Annotated in this window: 12 protein-coding genes, 1 rRNA gene and 1 pseudogene; all 14 read left to right on the top strand. The window is 71.5% G+C overall.

The genetic code is table 11. The annotated features are described in order from the left end of the window. Positions 1-22 precede the first annotated feature (22 nt). Positions 23-1,129 carry a PAS domain-containing sensor histidine kinase gene (locus MM438_RS09195; protein WP_241452160.1) on the top strand — a complete coding sequence of 369 codons (1,107 nt, stop codon included), beginning with the start codon at positions 23-25 and terminating at the stop codon, positions 1,127-1,129. A 125-nt stretch (positions 1,130-1,254) separates the two neighbouring features. Further along, entirely contained in the window at positions 1,255-2,349 is a 1,095-nt protein-coding gene (pheS, locus tag MM438_RS09190) for a phenylalanine--tRNA ligase subunit alpha (protein ID WP_241452159.1), read from the top strand. Next, positions 2,349-4,910, top strand: a complete 2,562-nt coding sequence (gene pheT, locus MM438_RS09185) for a phenylalanine--tRNA ligase subunit beta (protein ID WP_241452158.1) — start codon at positions 2,349-2,351, stop codon at positions 4,908-4,910. Before pheS ends, pheT begins: the two co-directional genes overlap by 1 nt. Then, on the top strand, positions 4,907-5,743 hold the full coding sequence (locus MM438_RS09180) for an SDR family NAD(P)-dependent oxidoreductase (protein ID WP_241452157.1): 837 nt from the start codon (positions 4,907-4,909) through the stop codon (positions 5,741-5,743). The genes pheT and MM438_RS09180 overlap by 4 nt, the downstream gene beginning before the upstream one ends. A gap of 53 nt (positions 5,744-5,796) precedes the next feature. Further along, positions 5,797-6,840, top strand: a complete 1,044-nt coding sequence (gene argC / locus MM438_RS09175) for an N-acetyl-gamma-glutamyl-phosphate reductase (RefSeq protein WP_241452156.1) — start codon at positions 5,797-5,799, stop codon at positions 6,838-6,840. Beyond that, positions 6,837-7,988 carry a bifunctional glutamate N-acetyltransferase/amino-acid acetyltransferase ArgJ gene (argJ, locus tag MM438_RS09170; RefSeq protein ID WP_241452155.1) on the top strand — a complete coding sequence of 384 codons (1,152 nt, stop codon included), beginning with the start codon at positions 6,837-6,839 and terminating at the stop codon, positions 7,986-7,988. Before argC ends, argJ begins: the two co-directional genes overlap by 4 nt. Positions 7,989-8,089: 101 nt before the next feature. After that, positions 8,090-8,991, top strand: a pseudogene (argB, locus tag MM438_RS09165) (acetylglutamate kinase). Continuing rightward, entirely contained in the window at positions 8,988-10,193 is a 1,206-nt protein-coding gene (locus tag MM438_RS09160; RefSeq protein ID WP_241452154.1) for an acetylornithine transaminase, read from the top strand. The pseudogene argB and the gene MM438_RS09160 overlap by 4 nt, the downstream one beginning before the upstream one ends. Further along, the gene (locus MM438_RS09155; protein ID WP_241452153.1) at positions 10,190-10,690 is read left to right on the top strand and encodes an arginine repressor; all 501 of its coding nucleotides are present in this window, start codon (positions 10,190-10,192) and stop codon (positions 10,688-10,690) included. The genes MM438_RS09160 and MM438_RS09155 overlap by 4 nt, the downstream gene beginning before the upstream one ends. 180 nt (positions 10,691-10,870) lie before the next feature. Continuing rightward, complete coding sequence (gene argH, locus MM438_RS09150) at positions 10,871-12,301, top strand: argininosuccinate lyase (protein ID WP_241452152.1); 1,431 nt, start codon at positions 10,871-10,873, stop codon at positions 12,299-12,301. Positions 12,302-12,305: 4 nt separating this feature from the next. Beyond that, positions 12,306-12,923 carry a DNA-3-methyladenine glycosylase gene (locus MM438_RS09145; protein ID WP_241452151.1) on the top strand — a complete coding sequence of 206 codons (618 nt, stop codon included), beginning with the start codon at positions 12,306-12,308 and terminating at the stop codon, positions 12,921-12,923. 113 nt (positions 12,924-13,036) lie between these two features. Beyond that, a complete protein-coding gene (locus MM438_RS09140) occupies positions 13,037-13,591 on the top strand; it encodes a GNAT family N-acetyltransferase (protein ID WP_241452150.1) in 555 nt (184 codons plus the stop codon). An 88-nt stretch (positions 13,592-13,679) separates the two neighbouring features. After that, on the top strand, positions 13,680-14,942 hold the full coding sequence (gene tyrS / locus MM438_RS09135; RefSeq protein WP_241452149.1) for a tyrosine--tRNA ligase: 1,263 nt from the start codon (positions 13,680-13,682) through the stop codon (positions 14,940-14,942). A 537-nt stretch (positions 14,943-15,479) separates the two neighbouring features. Beyond that, positions 15,480-16,999, top strand: a 16S ribosomal RNA gene (locus tag MM438_RS09130). The last annotated feature ends 292 nt before the right edge of the window (positions 17,000-17,291 follow it).

Genomic DNA, 17,291 nt, shown 5'->3' with positions numbered 1-17,291 from the left:
CTCCGCCGTCTATGGTTCTGCCATGACGACGGAGACGACCGGAGAGCGCACCTTGCCCCCGGCCGCGATCATGGCGCAGGACCCCGCGCCCCGGCCGGACCTCGATCTCCTCCCGGACGGTGTGGTCGTGGTGGGGGCCGGGGGCCGGATCACCTGGGCCAACCGTCGTGCTGCGCAGATCCTCGGCGCGCCGGCGGGGTCGCTCCCGGGTCAGGACGCCCGCCAGGCCATGCGGCTCCAGGACCTCGAAGGACGCTCCTGGTGGACGTGCGCCGACCCCCTGGGCGGGCTCCCGACCCGCGCCCGGCTGACCGAGGCGCATCTGGTCCTCCCTGGCGGCCACGAGGTCTTCGTCACGGCCACGATCGGGCGCGAGCGGCCGCGCGGGCCGGTGCAAGAGCTGGTGATCTGCCTGCGCGACGGGACCTCCCGGCGCCGGGCCGAGCAGAAGACCTCGGCCCTGATCTCCACCGTGGCGCACGAGCTGCGGTCCCCGCTGACGGGCATCAAGGGCTTCACCTCCACGCTGCTGCGGCGCTGGGATCGCTTCACCGACGACCAGAAGCGGCTGATGCTGGAGACCATCGAGGCGGACACGGATCGCGTCACCCGGTTGGTCGCCGAGCTCCTGGACGTCTCCCGCATCGACAGCGGCCGGCTCGAGATCCATCGCCAGCCGGTGGATCTCCCGCGGCTGGTCGAGCGTCACTTCGAGGGTCTGGTCGCCTCCGGCCACACCCCGGACCGCTTCCGGCTGCAGGTGCGTGGCGAGCTCCCCGAGGTGTGGGCCGACCCGGACCGCATCGACCAGGTCCTCGCCAACCTCGTGGAGAACGCCCTGCGTCACGGCGCGGGGACCGTCTACGTCGATCTGGAGGGCGACCCGGCGGGCGAGCACCTGGTCGCCTCGGTCTCCGACGAGGGCGAGGGCATCGCCGAGGAGAACTACGCGATGGTCTTCACGCGGTTCTGGCACTCCACCCGGCGCGGGGGCACGGGCCTGGGGCTGTATGTCGTCCGTGGCCTCGTCGAGGCGCACGGCGGCCGGATCACCGTCGGCCGGGCCGACTGCGGCGGGGCCCAGTTCCGGTTCACCCTGCCCGCGGGTGTGCCCGAGCACGTCGTCTGAGCGACCCCCGGGTCGGAGCGCCGCCTGCGGACGACCGGCGGGACTCGGCATACGCCCGCACTAGGATGGCTCACGATGCCGGCGCGAGGTGTGCGCGGCGTGACGAGCCGACGTGAGTGGGAGCGATGTCCGGACCCAACACCCAGTACGACCCGGTCGAGGTGTCTACCCTCGACCCGGCAGTGATCGAGGCGAACGTCGCCGACGCCCTGGCCGCGATCGAGGGGGCGCAGTCCCTGGACGAGCTCAAGGCCGTCCGGCTGGCGCACGCGGGCGACCGCTCGCCCCTCGCCCTGGCCAACCGGGAGATCGGTGCGCTGCCCCCGCAGGCCAAGGCCGACGCGGGCAAGCGGGTCGGTCAGGCCCGCGGCCGCGTCGGATCCGCCCTCAAGGCCCGCCAGCAGCTCCTGGAGGAGCAGCACGAGGAGCGGATGCTGGTCGAGGAGCGGGTGGACGTCACCGTCGTGCCGGAGCGCCGGCGGGTCGGTGCCCGCCACCCGATCTCGCTGACGATCGAGCGGATCGCCGAGATCTTCACCGGCCTGGGATGGGAGGTGGCCGAGGGGCCCGAGATCGAGGCGGAGTGGTTCAACTTCGACGCCCTCAACTTCGGGCCGGACCACCCGGCCCGGGCGATGCAGGACACCTTCTTCGTGGAGCCGGCCGACGCGGGCCTGGTGCTGCGCACCCACACCTCTCCGGTGCAGATGCGCGCCATGCTGACCCGGGAGCTGCCGCTGTTCATCGTCTGCCCCGGCAAGGTCTTCCGGACCGACGACCTGGACGCGACCCACACCCCCGTCTTCCACCAGATCGAGGGTCTGGCCGTGGCCGAGGGCCTGACGATGGCCCACCTCAAGGGCACCCTGGACCGTTTCGCCGCGGAGCTGTTCGGGCCGCAGGTGACGACCCGGCTGCGCCCGGCCTTCTTCCCGTTCACCGAGCCGAGCGCCGAGATGGACTTCCAGTGCCCGATCTGCCTGGGTCGCGACGACGCCTGCCGGGTCTGCGGCGGCACCGGGTGGATCGAGTGGGGTGGTTGCGGGATGGTCAACCGCAACGTCCTGTCCGCGGCGGGGATCGACCCCGACCGCTTCACCGGCTTCGCGTTCGGCATGGGCATCGAGCGGGCGATCATGCTGCGCCACGGCGTGCCGGACATGTTCGACATCGTCGAGGGTGATGTCCGCTTCAGCGAGCAGTTCGGGATGGAGATCTGATGCGCGCACCGGTTTCGTGGCTGCGGGAGCTCGTGGGGGAGCAGGCCGTCCCCCCGTCGATGACGGGTGCCGAGATCGCGGCCGCCCTGGTCAAGGTCGGCCTGGAGGAGGAGGGCCTGCACGGTGGTGACATCACCGGGCCGCTCGTCGTCGGCCAGGTCCTCGACTTCACCGAGGAGCCGCAGCGCAACGGCAAGGTGATCCGCTGGTGCTCGGTGGACGTCGGCGAGCACGGGCAGCGGGTCACCGAGGGCAAGCCTCAGGAGATCGTCTGCGGGGCCCACAACTTCGCCGTCGGCGACCTGGTCGTCGTGGTGCTGCCGGGCGCGACGCTGCCGGGCGGCTTCACCATCTCCGCGCGCAAGACCTACGGCCACGTGTCGCACGGGATGATGTGCGCGGTGGACGAGCTCGGGCTCGGGGAGGACCACAGCGGGATCATCCTGCTGCGCGACCACCTCGCGGACGACCCGGAGCGCCTGGCCCGGTGCGTCCCCGGGGCCGACGCGATCGAGCTGCTCGGTCTCGGCGACGAGGTCGTCGAGGTCAACGTCACCCCCGACCGCGGCTATGCCTTCAGCATGCGGGGGGTGGCGCGGGACCTCGCCCTGAGTCTTGGTGCGCCGTACGTCGATCCGGCGGCTGCGCCGGCAGCGGCGGCTCCCGCGGCCGACGACTCGGGCTACCCCGTGCGGCTCGCGGACGAGGCGCCACCGGCCGGCCGGCCGGGCTGCGACCGCTACGTGGCGCGGATGGTGCGGGGCATCGACGTCTCCGCGAGCACCCCCCGGTGGATGGCGACCCGGCTCACCCAGCTCGGCATGCGCCCGATCTCGCTGACCGTCGACGTCACCAACTACGTGATGCTGCTCCTCGGCCAGCCGCTGCACGCCTTCGACCTCGGCAAGCTGTCCGGGTCGATCGAGGTGCGTCGGGCCCGCCCGGGGGAGCGGCTGACCACGCTCGACGGGGTGGACCGTGCCCTCGACGCCGAGGACCTGCTGATCACCGACGGCGGCACGCGCCCCTTGGTCATCGCCGGGGTCATGGGCGGCGAGGACTGCGAGGTCGACGAGCGGACCACCGACGTGCTCGTGGAGGCTGCGCACTTCGACCCGGTCACGGTGGCCCGGTCGGCGCGGCGCCACAAGATCCCCAGCGAGGCGGCCAAGCGCTTCGAGCGCGGGGTCGACCCGGCACTGACCGCGGCGGCCGCCGAGCTGGCGGTGCAGCTGCTCGTCGAGCTCGGCGGCGGCACGGTGGACACCGGCGTCACCGACGTCGGCCAGGTGGCGGCGCTCGAGCCCTTCACCGTCGACGCCACCCTGCCGTCCCGGCTGGTGGGCCTGGACTTCCCGACCGACGAGGTCGTCCGCGTGCTCGGCGAGATCGGGTGCGAGGTCGAGCAGCTCGAGGGCGACACCCTCCGGGTGACGCCGCCCAGCTGGCGACCGGACCTGCGCTACGGTCCCGACCTGGTCGAGGAGGTCGCCCGGGTGCGCGGCTTCGACGCCATACCGTCGGTGCTCCCGCATGCCCCCGGCGGCCGTGGGCTCGGCCCCGAGCAGCGCGTCCGCCGCCTCGCCGCCCAGACCCTGGCCCAGCAGGGCCTGGTCGAGGTGCTGAGCACTCCCTTCGTGTCGCAGGCCCGGTTCGACGCGCTGCGCTACGACGCGACGGACGAGCGTCGGCGGACCGTCCGGCTGGCCAACCCGATCAACGACGAGCAGCCGCTGATGCGGACCGGCGTCCTGGACACCCTGCTGGACGTCCTGCGCCGCAACGTCTCCCGCGGCCGTCGCGACGTCGGGATCTACGAGCTGGGCCTGGTGACCCGCGCCGCCGCGGAGCCCACGCGCGCTCCCGTGCCCGGCCTCGGTGCGCGACCGACCCAGGAGGTGCTGGACGCCATCCACGACGCGGTGCCCGAGCAGCCCTGGCACGTCGGTCTGGCCCTGTGCGGGGACGCCGAGCCGGCCGGGCCCGGGGAGCAGGCCCGCCCGGTGGCCGCCGGCGACGCCATCGCGGTCGCCCGCGAGCTGGGGCGTGCCCTGGGGGTGCCGCTGCGGGTGGAGCAGGCGGAGGTCGCCCCCTGGCACCCCGGTCGCTGCGCCCGGCTGACGCTGGCGGACGGCTCGGTGGTCGGGCACGCCGGCGAGCTGCACCCCAAGGTCGTCGCGGCGCTCGAGCTGCCCGAGCGCACCTGCGCGGCCGAGCTCGACCTGTCCGTCCTCACCCGCGCGGCGGCCGGCACGGTCGCCGAGGCGCGCAAGCTGTCGACCTACCCGCTCGCGCACTCCGACGTCGCGCTGGTCGTGGCCGAGGCGGTGCCCGCCGCCGAGGTCGAGCAGGCCCTGCGCACCGGTGCGGGAGCGGATCTGGAGTCCGTGGCCCTGTTCGACGTCTTCCGCAGCGAGCAGGTGGGCGAGGGGCACAAGTCCCTGGCCTTCCGGCTCAGCGTCCGCGCGGCCGACCGCACCCTGACCACCGCCGAGGTGAGCGAGCTGCGCGACCGGGCCATCGAGGCGGCGCGCACGGCGACCGGCGCGGTGCAGCGATGACCGTCCCGACCCGCCCCGCAGGCGCGCCGGGCGCGAGGCCGGTCGCCCTGGTGACCGGGGCCTCTCGCGGGATCGGCGCCCACCTGGCACGGGGCTTCGCCCAGGCGGGGTATGCCGTCGAGCTGACCTCTCGCGACGGAATCGGTGCGCGCCGGGTGGCGGACGAGCTGTCGGCTGCCGGCCTGGACGCCACCGGCTCCCCGCTGGACGTCGTCCACCGGGACCAGGTCGAGGTGCTGCTCGCCGAGGTCCTGGAGCGGCACGGGCGCGTCGACGTCCTCGTCAACAACGCCGGCGTCATCGAGCCACCCCGACTGCTCTGGGAGGCCGACGTGGACGAGTGGTGGGCGGTGCAGCAGACCAACGTCCTCGGGCCCTTCCTGCTGTCCCGCGCCGTGGTCCCCGTGATGATCGCGGGCGGGGGTGGCCGGGTCATCGACGTTAACAGCGGCTCCGGCACCCGGGCCGACGGTCTGCAGAGCGCCTATCACGTCTCCAAGACCGCCCTGGCGCGGATCACCGGCGCGATCCACCTGGCAGGGGCCGAGCACGGCGTCCGGGCCTTCGACCTCGCCCCCGGGGTGGTGCGCACGGACATGACCGCGGCGATGCCCCAGCACGAGGGGCGCGAGGAGTGGACCGACCTGCAGGACGTCGTGGAGCTGGCCCTCGCGCTGGCGTCGGGCGAGCTGGACGCCTGGTCCGGCCGGATGGTCCGCGCGGGTGCCGACACCCCGCAGAGCCTGGCGGTCCGGGCCGCGCGTGGCCTGGACGACCGGGCCCGGACCATCGGCCTGATCGGTTACGGCGAGGGGGACCCGGTCACCGGCTGAGTCGCTGCGCGTCCCGGCTCGCATATTGAATCAATGAGTCGTATTATTATGCAATGACGTCGGTGGTCGTGGCAGGAGCCAGCGGGTATGCCGGAGGGGAGCTCCTCCGGCTCCTGCTCGGCCACCCCCGGATCGAGATCGGCGCCCTGTGCGCCGGCGCGCAGGTCGGGGCACGCCTCGGGGACGTCCACCCCCACCTGAGCCCCCTGGCCGACCGCATCCTCGAGCCGACCCGCCCCGAGGTCCTCGCCGGTCACGACGTGGTCCTCCTGGCACTGCCGCACGGGGCCTCCGCGGAGCTGACCGCCGCGCTGCCCGCGGACGCGGTCGTGGTGGACTGCGGGGCCGACTTCCGTCTCACCGACGCGCGCGCCTGGGCGGAGTTCTACGACTCGCCGCACGCCGGGACCTGGCCCTACGGCCTGCCCGAGCTGCCCCTCGCCACGGGCGGTCGGGGACGCGATGCGCTCCGGGGAGCCCGCCGGGTCGCCGTGCCCGGTTGCTATCCCACCGCCGTCGGTCTTGCTCTGGCGCCGGGCTTCTCGGCCGGGCTGCTGGAGCCGACCGACGTCGTGGTCGTGGCGGCGAGCGGCACGAGCGGAGCCGGCAAGGGGCTCCAGGCGCACCTGCTGGGGGCCGAGGTGATGGGCTCGCTGTCGCCCTACGCCGTCGGTGGGGTGCACCGGCACACCCCCGAGATCGAGCAGAACCTCACCGTGGCCGCGGGCGAGCCGGTCGCCGTCTCGTTCACCCCCACCCTCGCGCCGATGGCCCGAGGGATCCTCGCCACCGCCACCGCCCGCCTGCGCCCCGGCGTGGCGGCGAGCACGGTGCGGGACGCGTGGGAGCGCACCTACGCCGACGAGCCCTTCGTGCACCTGCTCCGCGAGGGTCGGTGGCCGCGCACCGCCGACGTGCTGGGCAGCAACCTCGTCCACGTCCAGGTGGCCGTGGACGAGCGGCTGGGCCGGGTCGTGGCGGTCGCCGCCATCGACAACCTCACCAAGGGCACCGCCGGCGCGGCCGTGCAGTGCCTCAACCTGGCCTTGGGTCTGGACGAGACCCTGGGCCTGCCGCGGACGGGGGTGGCGCCATGAGCGTGACGGCGGCACGGGGATTTCGGGCCTGCGGGGTCGCCGCCGGCCTCAAGGCGAGCGGGCGTCCCGACGTCGCCCTGGTCGTCGACGACGGCCCGGACCACCACGGTGCCGCCGTCTTCACCACCAACCGGGTCGAGGCGGCGCCGGTCACCTGGAGCCGACAGGTGGTCCGGGACGGGCGCGTCGACGCCGTGATCCTCAACTCCGGCGGAGCCAATGCGTGCACCGGGCCCGAGGGCTTCCTCGACACCCACCGCACCGCCGAGCAGGTCGCGGGGCTCCTGGGCATCAGCGCGAGCGATGTCGTCGTCGCCTCCACCGGCCTGATCGGCGAGCGCCTGCCCATGGATCGGCTGGGCGCCGGCGTGGCCGAGGCCTCGCGGCGGCTCGACCGGGCGGGTGGCGAGGACGCTGCCGTCGCGATCATGACGACCGACACCCGACCGAAGCAGGCGGTCCGCACGGGGGCGGGCTGGGTGGTCGGTGGGATGGCCAAGGGGGCCGGGATGCTGGCGCCCTCCCTCGCGACGATGCTCGTGGTGCTCACCACCGACGCGGTCGTCGACCCCGAGGTCCTCGACCGGGCGCTGCGACGGGCGACGGCACGGTCCTTCGACCGGGTCGACTCCGACGGCTGCCGGTCCACCAACGACATGGTGCTGCTGATGTCGAGCGGAGCGAGCGGCATACGGCCGTCGGAGGAGGAGCTGACCGCGCTGATGACCGACCTGTGCCTGGACCTGGCCCGCCAGCTCGTGGCCGATGCCGAGGGCGCGCACCACGACATCGCCGTGGAGGTCGTCGGGGCGGCCGGGGAGGACGACGCGCTCGAGGTCGCCCGCGCCGTCGCCCGCAACGCGTTGCTGAAGTGCGCGATCTTAGGTCAGGACCCCAACTGGGGGCGGGTGGTGGCCGCGGTCGGCACCACGGGCGCGACCTTCGACCCCCAGCGGATCGACGTGTCCGTCAACGGGATCCAGGTATGCCGTGCCACCGCGCCGGGCGACCCGCGCAAGCTGGTGGACCTGTCCGGACGGGAGGTGCACGTCCTGGTCGACCTGCACGCCGGCACCGACGCGGTCGTCGTCTGGACCAACGACCTCACCCACGACTACGTCCACGAGAACTCGGCCTACAGCACATGACCACGCACCCCGGCCCGCGCCGCCCGGCCCCGCCCCGGCTCCTGCACTCCCACCCCGAGCTCCTGGCCAAGGCCCGGGTGCTCACCGAGGCCCTGCCGTGGATGGAGCAGCTCCGCGGCGCCCTCGTCGTCGTCAAGTACGGCGGCAACGCGATGGTCGACCACGAGCTCAAGTCGGCCTTCGCCCAGGACGTCGCCTTCCTGCGCTACGCCGGGCTCCGACCGGTCGTGGTGCACGGGGGTGGCCCCGGCGAGGCCCCCGGCACCGTGCTCGTCGGCCGACCGGTCGTGGTGCACGGGGTGGCCCCCAGATCGGGGCGATGCTCGGCCGGCTGGGGATGTCCAGCGACTTCCGCGGGGGTCTGCGAGTCACGACGCCCGAGGTCATGGACGTGGTGCGGATGGTCCTCACCGGACAGGTCGGTCGCGAGCTCGTGGGCCTGCTCAACCAGCACGGTCCCTTGGCGGTCGGCCTGTCGGGGGAGGACGCCCACCTCCTGGGCGCACGCCGCCGCGGGACCGTCGTGGACGGCACCGAGGTCGACCTCGGCCTGGTGGGGGAGGTGGTGGAGGTGAGCCCGGCGGCGGTGGAGGACATCCTGGACGCCGGGCGGATCCCCGTCGTCTCCACGGTGGCGCCGGACCTGGACGGCGACGGTCGGGTGCTCAACGTCAACGCCGACACCGCGGCCGCGGCGCTGGCGGTCGCCCTCGGCGCCACCAAGCTCGTGGTGCTCACCGACGTCGAGGGGGTCTACCTCGACCACCCGGACCCGGACTCGCTCGTCGCCCACCTGGACGTCGACCAGGCCGCCGAGCTGGCCCGTCGGGTCGAGGCCGGGATGATCCCCAAGCTGGAGGCGTGCGTGGCGGCGGTCCGTGGTGGGGTGCCGCAGGCGCACCTGATCGACGGGCGGGTGGCGCACTCGTTGCTCCTCGAGGTCTTCACCAGCGAAGGCGTCGGCACGATGATCACCGCGGCTCGGCCGGAGGGGACCGCATGACCACCTCGCAGGGCACTCTCGACCGGTCCCAGGAGGTGCTGCTGGGCGTCTTCGGACGGCCCCGGCTCACGCTCGTGCGGGGCGCGGGCTGCCACGTCTGGGACGCGGACGGGCGACGCTACCTCGACCTGCTCGCCGGGATCGCGGTGAGCAGCCTGGGCCACGGCCACCCGGCGCTGGTGGCGGCGATCGAGCGTGCGGCGCGTGAGCTGGTGCACGTCTCGAACTTCTTCGTCACCCCGGACCAGGTGCGGCTGGGGGAGCGGCTGCTGACCCTGGCGCAGGCGCCTGCGGGTTCGCGGGTCTTCTTGTGCAACAGCGGGACCGAGGCCGTGGAGGCGGCCCTCAAGGTGGCCCTGCGGACCGGTCGGCGCCGCGTCGTCGCGATGGAGGGCGCCTTCCACGGCCGGACCCTCGGGGCGCTCGCGCTCACCCACCGGGTGGCCTACCGTGAGCCCTTCGTGCCGTTCGGCGTCGACGTCACGTTCGTGCCCTTCGGGGACGAGGCGGCCCTGCGCGCGACGGTCGACGACACGGTGGCCGCCGTCGTCGTCGAGCCGATCCAGGGCGAGGCCGGGGTCCTCCCGGCGCCGCCCGGCTTTCTGCGTGCCGTCCGGGAGACCTGTTCTGCCACGGACGCCTTGATGATCGTGGACGAGATCCAGACCGGTGTCGGGCGCACCGGCAGGTGGTTCGCCCACCAGGCGCACGGGGTGCAGCCGGACGTGATGACCCTGGCCAAGGGCCTCGCGGGCGGCGTGCCGATCGGGGCGGTCCTGACGTATGGCGACGCGGTCTCGGGCCTGCTCGGGGCGGGCCAGCACGGCACGACCTTCGGCGGCAACCCGCTGGCCTGCGCCGCTGCTCTGGCCGTGCTCGACACCGTGGCGGGCGAGGACCTCCTGGCACGGGCCACCGCGACCGGCGACCACCTCGGGCGCGCCCTGCTCGGCCTCGGCCACCCGGCCGTCACCGAGGTGCGCGGGGTCGGGCTGCTCCGGGCCGTCGGGCTGGCGGACGAGCGCTCGACCGAGGTCACGGCGGGGCTCCAGGGAGCAGGCGTTATCGTCAACCCCGTGCGGCCGGACGCCTTGCGTCTAGCGCCCCCGCTCATCCTGACCACCGACCAGGCCGACGAGCTCGTCCTCGCGCTGCCCCCGGTCCTCGACCAGACCACCGCCTTTCAGGGAGGACCCCGATGATCGCCCAGACCCGCGGCGCCCGGCACCAGCTGATCGCCGACATCCTCGCCCGGACCACCGTCCGGTCGCAGAACGAGCTGCTCGAGCTGCTCTCCGCAGAGGGGGTCGAGATCACCCAGGCGACGCTGTCCCGCGACCTGGTGGACCTCGGCGCCGTCAAGGTCCGCCAGGGCCGCACCCTCGTCTACGCCCTGCCGGGGCTGGGCGGCGACCAGACGCCGCGCATCGCGCCCGACGACGCCGAGGTGTCGGGTCGTCTGCGCAAGGTCTGCGAGGAGCTCCTGGTCTCGGCCCGCCCCTCCGCCAACCTCGTCATCGTGCGGACCCCGCCGGGTGCGGCCAACTTCCTCGCCAGCGCCATCGACATGGCCCGCGAGGGCGACATCGTGGGCACCATCGCCGGTGACGACACCATCCTGGTGATCGCCGCCGAGCCGGACGGCGGGCAGGCCGTGGCGGCCAGGCTCCTGCGGCTCGCAGGCGTCCACGAGGACTGACCCGGGCGGCCACGAGGGCCTGACCGGCCCTGGTCCCCAGGCCCGCCGCGGCCCGGCCCGAGGACCGACCCGGCACCCCACGAGGACCGCGCCGTCCTGACCGGACGGCGACGGGTCGCTCCGACCCCCTTCCCCCGACGCACGGCGGGCCCGGACCGGGCCCCTACCCCGAGGATCCACATGAGCTCCGAGCGCACCAGCCTGTGGGGCGGCCGCTTCGCCGGCGGCCCCGCCGACGCCCTGGCCGCCCTGTCGGTGTCCACCCACGTCGACTGGCGGCTGGCTCCTTACGACCTGGCCGGATCACGGGCCCATGCCCGGGTGCTGCACCGCGCCGGCCTGCTCGACGACGCCGCCCTGGAGACGATGCTGGGGGCGCTGCGGCAGCTCGGCGCCGACGTGGCGTCGGGTGCCTTCGTGCCCGCGCCGGAGGACGAGGACGTGCACACGGCGCTCGAGCGCGGGCTCATCGAGCGGGCCGGGGCCGACGTGGGTGGGCGGTTGCGGGCCGGTCGCTCCCGCAACGACCAGGTCGCCACCCTCGTCCGCATGTACCTGCGCGACCACGCCCGCACCATCGCCGGACTGGTCCTCGACGTCGTGGACGTCCTGGTCGCGCAGGCGGACTCGCACCCCGCGACGGCGATGCCTGGCCGCACCCACCTGCAGCACGCCCAGCCGGTCCTGCTGGCGCACCACCTGCTTGCCCACGCGTGGGCGCTGCTGCGCGACGTGGAGCGGCTCGTCGACTGGGACGCCCGCGCCGCCGTGTCTCCCTACGGGTCGGGGGCGCTGGCCGGGTCGTCGCTGGGTCTGGATCCCGAGGCCGTGGCCGCCGACCTGGGATTTGCCGCCGCCGTGGACAACTCGATCGACGGCACCGCCTCGCGGGACGTCGTCGCCGAGCTCGCCTTCGTCTGCGCGATGACCGCGGTCGACGTGTCCCGGCTCGCCGAGGAGGTCGTGCTGTGGGCGACGAAGGAGTTCGGCTTCGTCACCCTGGACGACGCCTACTCGACCGGGTCGAGCATCATGCCGCAGAAGAAGAACCCCGACGTCGCCGAGCTCGCCCGCGGCAAGGCCGGTCGCCTGGTGGGTGACCTGGCCGGCCTGCTGACCACCCTCAAGGGTCTCCCGCTCGCCTACAACCGCGACCTGCAGGAGGACAAGGAGCCGGTCTTCGACGCGGTGGACACCCTGGAGCTGCTCCTGCCGGCGTTCAGCGGCATGGTGGCGACCCTGGTCTTCCACGAGGACCGGCTGGAATCCCTTGCCCCGCAAGGTTTCTCGCTCGCGACGGATGTCGCCGAGTGGCTCGTGCGCGAGGGCGTGCCGTTCCGGGTGGCGCACGAGGTGGCGGGGGCCTGCGTGCGGGTCTGCGAGGAGCGTGGCTGCGAGCTGTGGGACCTCACCGACGCGGACCTGGCGGGCATCAGCGAGCACCTGACGCCCGGGGTGCGGTCGGTGCTGTCCGTGGCCGGCTCGCTCGCCTCTCGTGACGCCAAGGGCGGCACGGCCCCCGCGCGGGTGACCGAGCAGCGTGACCTCGTCCGCGAACGTGCCCTCCGGCTGCGGGAGTTCGCCGGCTCCACCCTGCCCCTGCGGGACTGACCCGATGGTCCTCGACCGCGCGTTCTACGCCCGTCCGGTGCTGGAGGTCGCCCCAGACCTCCTCGGCTGCGTGCTGCGGCACGGTCCGGTCGCGCTGCGTCTCACCGAGGTCGAGGCGTATGCCGGACCCCAGGACCCGGGGTCGCACGCCTTTCGGGGACCCACGCCGCGCACCGAGGTGATGTTCGGGGAGGCCGGTCACCTCTACGTCTACCTCTCCTACGGCATGCACCACGCGGTCAACGTCGTCACCGGACCGACGGGCGAGGCCTCGGCGGTGCTGCTGCGTGCGGGTGAGGTGGTGGGTGGGCACGAGGTCGTGGGCGAGCGGCGAGGGCCCGGCATACGGCCTCGGGACTGGGCTCGCGGGCCGGGGCGGCTGACCCGGGCGCTCGGGCTGGACCTCGGTCACGGCGGCCTCGACCTGGTCGCCGGGGGAGAGGTCACCCTCGAGCGAGGGGCCTCTCCGGCGGGGGAGATTCGCACCGGGCCACGGGTCGGGGTGTCCGGGCCCGGTGGCGACGGCGAGAGCTATCCGTGGCGCTTCTGGCTCGCGGACGAGCCCTGCGTGTCGACCTATCGGCCCGCGACGTCACGGCGGCGCCGCTCACGGACCGGGTGACGGCGCCACACGTGGGACGTGGATGACCGCGCGGCGACGGCGGATCGGCACCTACTCTTGAGTCGGCAGGGAGACGACGACGGGGTCATGGACGCCGAGTGGGAGCGCAGCAGGTGAGCAACGACAGGCCGGTGTCGGCCGTGAGCGAGGCCGTGGAGACGTCCCGGCTGCGGCTGCGGCCGTTCCAGGAGGACGACTTCAAGGCGGTGCGCAGCTATCTCGCGGACCCGCAGGTGATGCGCTTCGTCGACGACACCTACTCCGAGAAGCAGGTGCGCCGGTTCCTGTCCCGCTGGGTGGGGGACGACCCGCCGGTGCTCGCCCTCGTGCGCAAGTCCAAGGATCGGGTGGTGGGGCACGTGGTCTTCCACCGCTACGAGCACCCGGACGTCTACGAGTTCAGCTGTGTGCTGCACGCGAAGTACCACCGGCGCGGCTACGCCTCCGAGATCGGCCGGGCGCTGCTCGACCACGCCTTCCGCGACCTGCGCGCCCACCGGGTGTTCGCGATCACCCTGGAGGGCAACACCGCCGCCAGCCGCCTGGTGAGGTCCCTGGGCATGACCCAGGAGGCCGCTCTGCGCAAGGCCACCCAGCTCGACGGCACCTGGGTGGACGAGTACCACTTCGCGATGCTGGAGGGGGATCCGGCGGCGCCCCGGCGCTGACGTCCGGACGCGCCCCGGCCCAGCCACCTGGCACGATGGGCATGCCCCGGCGTGTGCCGGGGCGACGACGAGCAAGGAGACGAGACCTGTGAGCGCGATCCTCGACGAGCTGCAGTGGCGAGGCCTGGTGGCGCAGTCCACCGACGAGGCGGCCCTGCGTCAGGCCCTTGAGGACGGACCGATCACGGTCTATTGCGGTTTCGACCCCACGGCGCCCTCGCTCCACTTCGGCAACCTGGTCCAGCTGATCATGCTGCGGCACCTGCAGCGGGCGGGACACCGCGTCATCGCCCTGGTGGGCGGGTCGACCGGTCTGATCGGTGACCCCCGGCCCACCTCCGAGCGCGTGCTCAAGACCAAGGAGCAGACGGCCGAGTGGACCGCCGCCATCCAGCGCCAGGTCCGCCCCTTCCTGACCTTCGAGGGGGACAACCCCGCCCTGATGGTCAACAACCTGGACTGGACCGAGCAGATCACGGCGCTGGACTTCCTGCGGGACGTGGGCAAGCACTTCCGGGTCAACCAGATGATCAAGAAGGACGCGGTGGCCGCCCGCCTCGCCAGCGACGAGGGCATCAGCTTCACCGAGCTGAGCTACCAGATGCTCCAGGGCCTGGACTACCTCGAGCTCTACCGCCGCCACGGGTGCACCCTGCAGACGGGCGGGCAGGACCAGTGGGGCAACCTCACGGCCGGCTCCGACCTGATCCACCGGGTGGAGGGGGCGTCCGTGCACCTGCTGACGACACCCCTCGTCACCGACTCGGCCGGCAACAAGCTCGGCAAGTCCGAGGGGAACGCCGTCTGGCTGGACCCGGCGATGACCTCGCCCTACGCCTTCTACCAGTACTGGCTCAACGTCGAGGACGCCTCGGTGGTCACCCTGCTCAAGGTCTTCACCGACCGCACGAGGGAGGAGATCGCCGAGCTGGAGCGACAGGTGGCGGAGGAGCCCTTCCGGCGTACCGCCCAGAAGACCCTCGCGGCGGACGTCACCACCCTGGTGCACGGGGCCGCGGCCACGGCCTCGGTCCAGGCGGCCTCCGAGGCGCTGTTCGGCAAGGGGGACCTCGGCACTCTGGACGAGCAGACCCTCCTGGACGCCACGGCCGAGCTGCCCGGGGGAGAGGTGCGCCCCGGGGACACCGTGGTGGACGCCCTCGTGTCCTGCGGGCTGGTCGCGTCCCGCAACGAAGCGCGTCGCGCGCTCAAGGACGGTGGGGCGTCGGTCAACGGCGTCAAGGTCTGCGACCCGGAGGCCATCATCGGTGCGCCGGACTTCCTGCACGGCCGGGTGGTCCTGCTCCGCCGCGGGCGCAAGTCGATGGCAGCAGGTCGTATGCCGGCCTGAGCCCGTCCGGGTCGCCGAGGTGGCCCCGGTAGCCGCTCCCCTCGGGGGCCGCTACTGGGGCCACACCCGTTCTGACCAGGGGACTTGTACTCACCGGTCACCTTCCCGTAATGTTCTCGATGTCGCCCGGACAGGGAGCAACGGACACCACTGCTAGCAGGGAAACCTCGCAGCGAAGTAGGCCGGTCTCGCGGACGACAACACCTCGACTGGTTCAGGTCGATTCGTGATGCCAGATCGCAGCGGAAACGCTCGATTAGGAAGAACGAAGAAGGCCTGATAAAGTAGAGGAAGAGCAAGCCAAGCGCGCACCGCAGAGTGGAAACACTCTGGTCCGAGAAGCCCAAGATCTTGTTCGCAATCGAAGCCCTCATCAGCAAGGACTCGTCAGAGTCCCGACGGTGTTGCGCGTCCGATGTTTGAGAACTCAACAGCGTGCCTAAGTTTGATGCCAATTTTTTACCTCGTTTGAGGTTCCTTTGGTAGACGGACAGCAACGTCAGGTTGTTGTTCTGTTTGCTGGGATTGTACAAATTTTCTACGGAGAGTTTGATCCTGGCTCAGGACGAACGCTGGCGGCGTGCTTAACACATGCAAGTCGAACGATGAAGCCCAGCTTGCTGGGTGGATTAGTGGCGAACGGGTGAGTAACACGTGAGTAACCTGCCCTTCACTCTGGGATAACTCCGGGAAACCGGGGCTAATACTGGATACGACCCACGCAGGCATCTGCAGTGGGTGGAAAGCATTGTGGTGGAGGATGGACTCGCGGCCTATCAGCTTGTTGGTGAGGTAGTGGCTCACCAAGGCGACGACGGGTAGCCGGCCTGAGAGGGCGACCGGCCACACTGGGACTGAGACACGGCCCAGACTCCTACGGGAGGCAGCAGTGGGGAATATTGCACAATGGGCGAAAGCCTGATGCAGCGACGCCGCGTGAGGGATGAAGGCCTTCGGGTTGTAAACCTCTTTCAGCTCTGAAGAAGCGAAAGTGACGGTAGGAGCAGAAGAAGCACCGGCTAACTACGTGCCAGCAGCCGCGGTAATACGTAGGGTGCGAGCGTTGTCCGGAATTATTGGGCGTAAAGAGCTTGTAGGTGGTTTGTCGCGTCTGCGGTGAAAATCCAACGCTTAACGTTGGACTTGCCGTGGGTACGGGCAGACTAGAGTGTGGTAGGGGAGACTGGAATTCCTGGTGTAGCGGTGAAATGCGCAGATATCAGGAGGAACACCGATGGCGAAGGCAGGTCTCTGGGCCATAACTGACACTGAGAAGCGAAAGCATGGGGAGCGAACAGGATTAGATACCCTGGTAGTCCATGCCGTAAACGTTGGGCGCTAGGTGTGGGGCTCATTCCACGAGTTCCGTGCCGCAGCTAACGCATTAAGCGCCCCGCCTGGGGAGTACGGCCGCAAGGCTAAAACTCAAAGGAATTGACGGGGGCCCGCACAAGCGGCGGAGCATGCGGATTAATTCGATGCAACGCGAAGAACCTTACCAAGGCTTGACATACACCGGAAACATCCAGAGATGGGTGCCCCGCAAGGTCGGTGTACAGGTGGTGCATGGTTGTCGTCAGCTCGTGTCGTGAGATGTTGGGTTAAGTCCCGCAACGAGCGCAACCCTCGTTCTATGTTGCCAGCACGTGATGGTGGGGACTCATAGGAGACTGCCGGGGTCAACTCGGAGGAAGGTGGGGACGACGTCAAATCATCATGCCCCTTATGTCTTGGGCTTCACGCATGCTACAATGGCCGGTACAAAGGGCTGCGATACCGCGAGGTGGAGCGAATCCCAAAAAACCGGTCTCAGTTCGGATTGGGGTCTGCAACTCGACCCCATGAAGTCGGAGTCGCTAGTAATCGCAGATCAGCAACGCTGCGGTGAATACGTTCCCGGGCCTTGTACACACCGCCCGTCAAGTCACGAAAGTCGGTAACACCCGAAGCCGGTGGCCTAACCCTTGTGGGGGGAGCCGTCGAAGGTGGGACTGGCGATTGGGACTAAGTCGTAACAAGGTAGCCGTACCGGAAGGTGCGGCTGGATCACCTCCTTTCTAAGGAGCATATGCCTCTTCACCACCGAACGTGTGGTGGGGGTGCTCAAGGGTGGAACATCGAACGGATGGCGCCGGCTGGTGCTGGTGGCGAGTACGGCTCGGGACTCCTTTCGGGGGGTGTCGGGTGGGGAAAGTTGCTGGTGGTGGTGGGTGTCGTGGCGCGCTGTTGGGTCCTGAGACATCGGGCTGCCCCTGGTATGGCTGGGTCTTCCTGTGTGGAGGAGCTGGTCGGGGGTGTGTCGGGTTGTTTCTCCTGGACTGTCGAAGCCATGCCTGTGGGTGTGGTGAT

Source organism: Arsenicicoccus dermatophilus, from assembly GCF_022568795.1.
GTDB lineage: Bacteria > Actinomycetota > Actinomycetes > Actinomycetales > Dermatophilaceae > Arsenicicoccus > Arsenicicoccus dermatophilus.
The sequence above is the reverse complement of the archived record's forward strand: the minus strand, read 5'-3'. Positions and strand labels throughout refer to the sequence as shown.